Source organism: Lacticaseibacillus suibinensis (assembly GCF_003946175.1).
Lineage (GTDB): Bacteria > Bacillota > Bacilli > Lactobacillales > Lactobacillaceae > Lacticaseibacillus > Lacticaseibacillus suibinensis.
In genome coordinates, this window is record NZ_RHOK01000046.1 from 1 (window position 1) to 5641 (window position 5641).

General features: G+C 53.9%; 3 protein-coding genes and 1 pseudogene. 1 reads left to right on the top strand and 3 read right to left on the bottom strand.

Translation table 11 applies throughout. The features are described from left to right. Positions 1–137: 137 nt before the first annotated feature. The 3 genes and pseudogenes from EKM90_RS12535 to EKM90_RS12545 all read right to left on the bottom strand — a co-directional run. A pseudogene (locus EKM90_RS12535) lies at positions 138–1400 on the bottom strand (NCS2 family permease); the annotation flags it as partial. Positions 1401–1578: 178 nt separating this feature from the next. Further along, positions 1579–3036, bottom strand: a complete 1458-nt coding sequence (locus tag EKM90_RS12540; protein WP_125583132.1) for an NCS2 family permease — start codon at positions 3034–3036, stop codon at positions 1579–1581. 157 nt (positions 3037–3193) lie between these two features. Then, the gene (locus EKM90_RS12545; protein WP_125583134.1) at positions 3194–4195 is read right to left on the bottom strand and encodes a D-2-hydroxyacid dehydrogenase; all 1002 of its coding nucleotides are present in this window, start codon (positions 4193–4195) and stop codon (positions 3194–3196) included. Positions 4196–4380: 185 nt separating this feature from the next. Here EKM90_RS12545 and EKM90_RS12550 point away from each other — a divergent pair, with 185 nt between their 5' ends. Continuing rightward, complete coding sequence (locus EKM90_RS12550; RefSeq protein ID WP_125583136.1) at positions 4381–5439, top strand: D-alanine--D-alanine ligase family protein; 1059 nt, start codon at positions 4381–4383, stop codon at positions 5437–5439. Positions 5440–5641: the final 202 nt, after the last annotated feature.

Below are 5641 nucleotides of genomic sequence, written 5' to 3' on the forward strand. Positions count from 1 at the left end.
TCAAGCAGTCCAATCCGCACTGAACCATCGTCCCAGACGTATTCTGAACTATCTTCGCCCATGCGATTACTACCGATGCATGGCGTAACAGACTAGACCACTATCAAGAATTCGTTATCATCGTTGCACTTGACTTGAAAATTGAGGCAATCGATTTCCTTGAAGCTGGCCATCATCATCACCCCGACCATGATCAAGGCCGGCGCTACTGCTTCCGTTGGCACCACCGCAATCAGCGGCGAAAGCAATGAACTCAAGGCAAAACACGCGGCGGTGGTCACCGCCGTCAAACCCGTGCGCCCGCCAGCGCCAATCCCCGCGGCACTTTCAACGAACACCGTCACATTCGACGTGCCAAAAATCGAGCCCACGCCGGTGGCAATGGCATCGGCGAACAACGCCTTGTCCATTTTGGAGGAAAAGCCCTTGCCGTGATTCATGTTCTTCATATCTTCATCGGTGAAAATCCCGGTGCGGCGGCCGGTGCCGATAAAGGTGCCCAGCGTATCAAAGATGTCGGAGAAGCTGAAGGCAAAAATCGTCATCACCGACAGCAAAATGTGATGCGAATCACTAAACAAGCTCCCGAACCCTTGCGCGGAAAACGCCGCGCCAAAGGTCGTCCCTAGTTGACTAATGGCATGGCCCAGCGAATTCGCCGCCGACAAATGCAGATTGGTCACGCCAAACGGAATGCCAATCACCGTGGTGGCCACAATCCCGATCAGCACCGCCCCAGGCACCTTTTTGACCACCAGCACTGCCATCAGAAGCAGCCCAATCAAGGCGACAATGGCGCCAGGCTGGGTGAAGTTCACCAGCGCCGGCACGACGCCTCCGCCAGCCACGACGCTATGGACGCCGCCAGCAAAATGCGTTTTGGCCGCATCAAAAGCTGCGCCGTTCACGCTCAACAAGCTGCCCGCGTCGGCAGTGAACTGCAAGAACCCAGCATTTTTCAGGCCGATGTAGGCCACGAAGATCCCAATCCCGCCGCCAATGGCATGTTGCAGCACCGTTGGAATCGCCCCGATGATGAGCTTCCGGACCCGGGTCACAGTGATCAAAATATTAATACAGCCACAGAGGAACACCAGGGCTAGGGCTTCTTGCCAAGAAAAACCCAGCGCCGCCACCACGGTGTAGGTAAAGAACGCATTGAGCCCTAAACCCGGCGCCAAGGCGTATGGCACATTGGCGAATAACCCCATGATCAAGGTCCCGGTGGCACTGGCAATGATAGTGGCTAAGAACACCGCCTGGCTGGGCATCCCCGTCAAGGCCAGGGTCGATGGCGCCACGAACAGAATGTAGGACATGGCGAAAAAAGTCGTCAGGCCCGCAATCACCTCGGTGTGCCAGTTGGTATGATTCTCCCGCAGCTTAAATTGGTTCTCCATGAGCGCTCCTTCATCAAAAAAGTTTTAATGAAAATAAGCTTACGGGTCTGCCTGGCAAAAATCAAGCCTAAAAACGGCCAATATTATTCATGCAATATTTATTGTTCGTGTTTAACCGCCATTACGGCACAAAAATCGCCTTACCCCAGCGGGCAAGGCGAAGACATTCGGGTTTAACTTACAGCACGGCGAGCACGATGAAGTTCAAAATGAAGCCGATGCTGACGATAGCTAAGATCGGATGGATTTCCCGAATCTTGCCTTCGATGATTTTAACGAGGCAATAGAAGATGAACCCGGCGGCAATCCCATAAGAGATGTTGTAAACCAGCCCCATGACCACAGAAGCCATGAATGCCGGCACTGCTTCGGCCAGGTCGCTCCAATTGATTTCCTTGAAGCTGGACATCATCATCACCCCAACCAAAATCAAGGCAGGCGCCACGGCCTGCGTCGGCACGACGCTGATGAGCGGGGCGAAAATGGCGGAAACAATGAAGCACGCGGCAGTGACCACGGCGGTCAAACCCGTCCGCCCGCCGGCGCCAATCCCTGCGGCACTTTCAACATACGTCGTGGTGTTACTGGTCCCGAAGATGGAACCGATTGATGTGGCAATGGAGTCGGCGAACAGCGCCTTATCCATTTTCGACGAGAAGCCGTGGCCGGTTTCCATTTCCTTGATGTCTTGGTCCGAGAAAATCCCGCTGCGGCGCCCGGTACCAATGAAGGTGCCCAAGGTATCGAAGGTATCCGAGAAGCTAAAGGCGAAAATCGTCATAATGGTCATCAAAATCTGACTGCCACTGGAGAACAAGGTACCCATCCCTTTGCTCCCAAAAGCGGCGCCAAACGTGGTGCCAAGCTGGGCAATGGAGTTGCCCAGACTGTTGGAGGCATGGAAGGACAAGTCGGTGACGCCCATGGGAATGCCGATTAAGGTCGTCAGCACAATCCCAATCAGCACAGCGCCAGGGACCTTCTTGATGACCAACGCGGCCATGATGACCAGGCCAATCAACGCCAACAAGGCACCGCTTTGCGTGAAATTGACCAGCGCTGGCACAATGCCGCCGCCGGAAACGACGCTGGTGACGCCGCCTTTGAAACTGGTGGTGGCGGCGTTATAAGCCGCGCCGTTAATGCTCAGAATACTGGAAGGATCAGAGGTGAACTGCAAGAAGCCGGCGTTTTTCAATCCGATGTACGCGACGAAGACGCCAATCCCACCACCGATGGCGTGTTGCATCATTTCGGGAATGGCCATAATGATCATTTTCCGAATTTTGGTGACGGTGATCAAAATATTGATGATCCCGCAGATGAACACCAAAGCCAGTGCCTGCTGCCAGGAATACCCCAGCGCAAAGACCACCGTGTAAGTGAAGAAGGCGTTGAGCCCCATCCCCGGCGCCAAGGCGTAAGGGACGTTGGCGAATAAACCCATCACCAAGGTCCCCACAGCACTAGCGACGATGGTGGCAATGAAAACGGCTTGATAAGGCATGCCAGTTTGCGACAACAATTGCGGATTAACGAAAAGAATATACGACATGGCGAAGAAGGTGGTTAACCCCGCCATCACCTCAGTTGACACTTTGGTGTGGTTCTCACGTAATTTGAAAAAGTTTTCCATGTTTTCCTCCCGGAATCGATGATGTCTTTATCATAGCCGAGAAGCGCTCAGGCGGCAAGAGAAAAGTCGACTATTTTTGAATTAATATGTTTTAATGTTCGTGTTTTGTTTAGACAAAAAGAAACCGGCCAACAGTTGCGGCTGCCGGCCGGTACGATTAGGCTTTGCGTTCGTGTGGGCCTACCTCATCAGGGGCTTGGCCAGTCTGAACGAAACTGACGAGATTTTCCAAGGAAAATTCCACCATGTTGCGAACAGCGGTTTCGGTGTGATACGCGATATGCGGGGTCAGGATAACGTTCGGCATTTGGCGCAGTTCTTCCCACTGCGGATCCGTGAAGCGGCCAGTTTTTTGCGCGGTCAAAATTGCGGCGGTTTCGTTCTCATAGGTATCGATCCCCGCCCCGCCTAAGTGGCCACTCTGCAGTGCGGCAATCATCGCCGTGGTGTCGATCAAGTTCCCGCGGGCGGTGTTGATCAGCACTGCGCCTGGTTTCATCGCCGCTAGCGCCGCCGCATCCAGCATGTGGTCGTTCTCGGCAATGCCAGGGACATGTAGATCCACCACATCCGCACGCTGCAGCAATTCCTCCAGGCCGACATACTCACAAGGCAAGGTCGACTGCGGATGCGGATCAAACGCCAGCACCTTGGCGCCGAAACCATGGAATAATTTCATCGCCGCCTGGCCAATCCGTCCAGCGCCGACAATGCCGACGGTTAGCTGGCCTAGCTCTTTACCGATGTACTGGCCCGCGCCGTTGAAATCCCCAGTGGCTAAGGTGCGCTCGACCTCGCCTAATCGCCGGAGCAAGTTCAGCGTGAGGGTGAGCGAAAATTCGGCGATCGCACTTGGCGAATAAGCTGGCACATTGGCAATGCGCACGCCGGCACGTTTCGCCGCGGGAAAATCAATGTTATCCGTGCCGACGTTGCGGATGGTGAGGTAATGGATGCCATAGGTCGCCATTTTTTCAAACACCGCCGGCGAATATGGGGTTGTTTGCAGACAGTTGATGCCGTCAAAGCCCTTAGCCCAAGCCACAGTGTGGGCATCGAGCAATTCTTCATGCACACTCAGCTGGTGCCCGGTTTTGGCGGCCCACTGGTCAAAGTAAGCAATCTCGTCAACGCGCGCGCCGTACACGATAATTTTCACGGAAAAATCCTCCCAGATTTGATACTTCCAGTATACTTGGCGCGGCCGCCCCTTGCCTAGCGCCTGCCGCGTGCCCTCATGAAACTTTCATTTTAAATTTTATTGAAACCGCTAACATTTTCGCCCCACGCAGGGTTCGATATGCTACACTTAAGGTTCTAAAACTATCGGGAGGTTTTTAACCTATGAAAATTGTCGTATTGGCCGGTGGCCGGAGCACCGAACGTAACGTTTCGATCTCCAGCGGCTACCGCCTCACGAACGCGCTGCGTGACAAAGGCCACCAAGCGACGTTTATCGACCTGTTTCTCGGCTACGACCTGAATGGTCAGCCGGCTGCTTCCGTGTTCGAAGACGCCAACACATCCAAAGACCTCAACATTTCGGATGCGATTTTGACGGATGCAGACATCAACGCGTTGCGCCCCGGCGACGACACAACGCTGTTTGGCCCGAACGTCCTCGACATTTGCAAAGCGGCAGACATCGTTTTCCTCGGCCTGCATGGCGGTGATGGGGAAAACGGTAAAGTCCAAGCCGTGCTTGATCTCAATAACATCAAGTACACCGGTAGCGGCTCAACCGCTTCTGGCATCACGATGAACAAGGTTTACAGCAAGGAAATCATGCTCTATCACAGCATCAAAACCGCGGCCTTCGTAGAAATTACCCGCGATCAAGGCGCCAAAGGCCACAAATTGCCTTTCGCCTATCCCGTCGTTTTGAAGCCAACCTCTGGCGGCTCCTCTGTCGGCACCCACATCGTGCACAATGACGCCGAACTGGAAAGTGGCCTCACCGACGTCTTCCGCTTCGACAACAGTGCCATTATTGAAGAATTCATCGAAGGCCGCGAATTCTCCCTGGGCGTCGTGAACGGCCACGCCTTCCCAGCCATCGAAATCAAAGTGCATGACGGCTGGTACGACTTTGAACACAAATTCCAGCCCGGCCACACGGACTTCATCACCCCACCGGATGATTTAGACCCGGCCGTGCACGAAGAAATGAAACGCGTCGCCGTGCAAACCATGCGTGTCCTCGGCATGCAAAACTACGGCCGTGTTGACTTCTTCGCCAACGACTTTGGCGTTTGGGTCATCGAAGCCAACAACCTACCAGGCATGACGCCACTCTCCCTGCTTCCGCAAGAAGCCGAAGCAGAAGGCGTCGCCTACCCTGACCTGGTTGAAAGCATCGTCACCGGCAAACTGAAGATTTACGAAGACGGCATGAACAACTAATCCTGCCTGTCCCAAAAGCGCCATCACGAAATCAATCGTGATGGCGCTTTTGTGGCTCTTCGTCAAGTAGAGTTGATAGAGATTTCTATGAGTACCTAGACCTTGATTGGTCTAGGTACTCTATTTTTATACCGCCAGCTTCCGCTTGGACAACCAGAACCACACTCTTTCCAGAAAGATGCGATTGATAAAGTTGCTCCAG

Bases quoted from the DNA above. Each gene is read 5' to 3' on its own strand.
- EKM90_RS12540 (WP_125583132.1), bottom strand. From the start codon at position 3,036: ATGGAAAACTTTTTCAAATTACGTGAGAACCACACCAAAGTGTCAACT.
- EKM90_RS12550 (WP_125583136.1), top strand. From the start codon at position 4,381: ATGAAAATTGTCGTATTGGCCGGTGGCCGGAGCACCGAACGTAACGTT.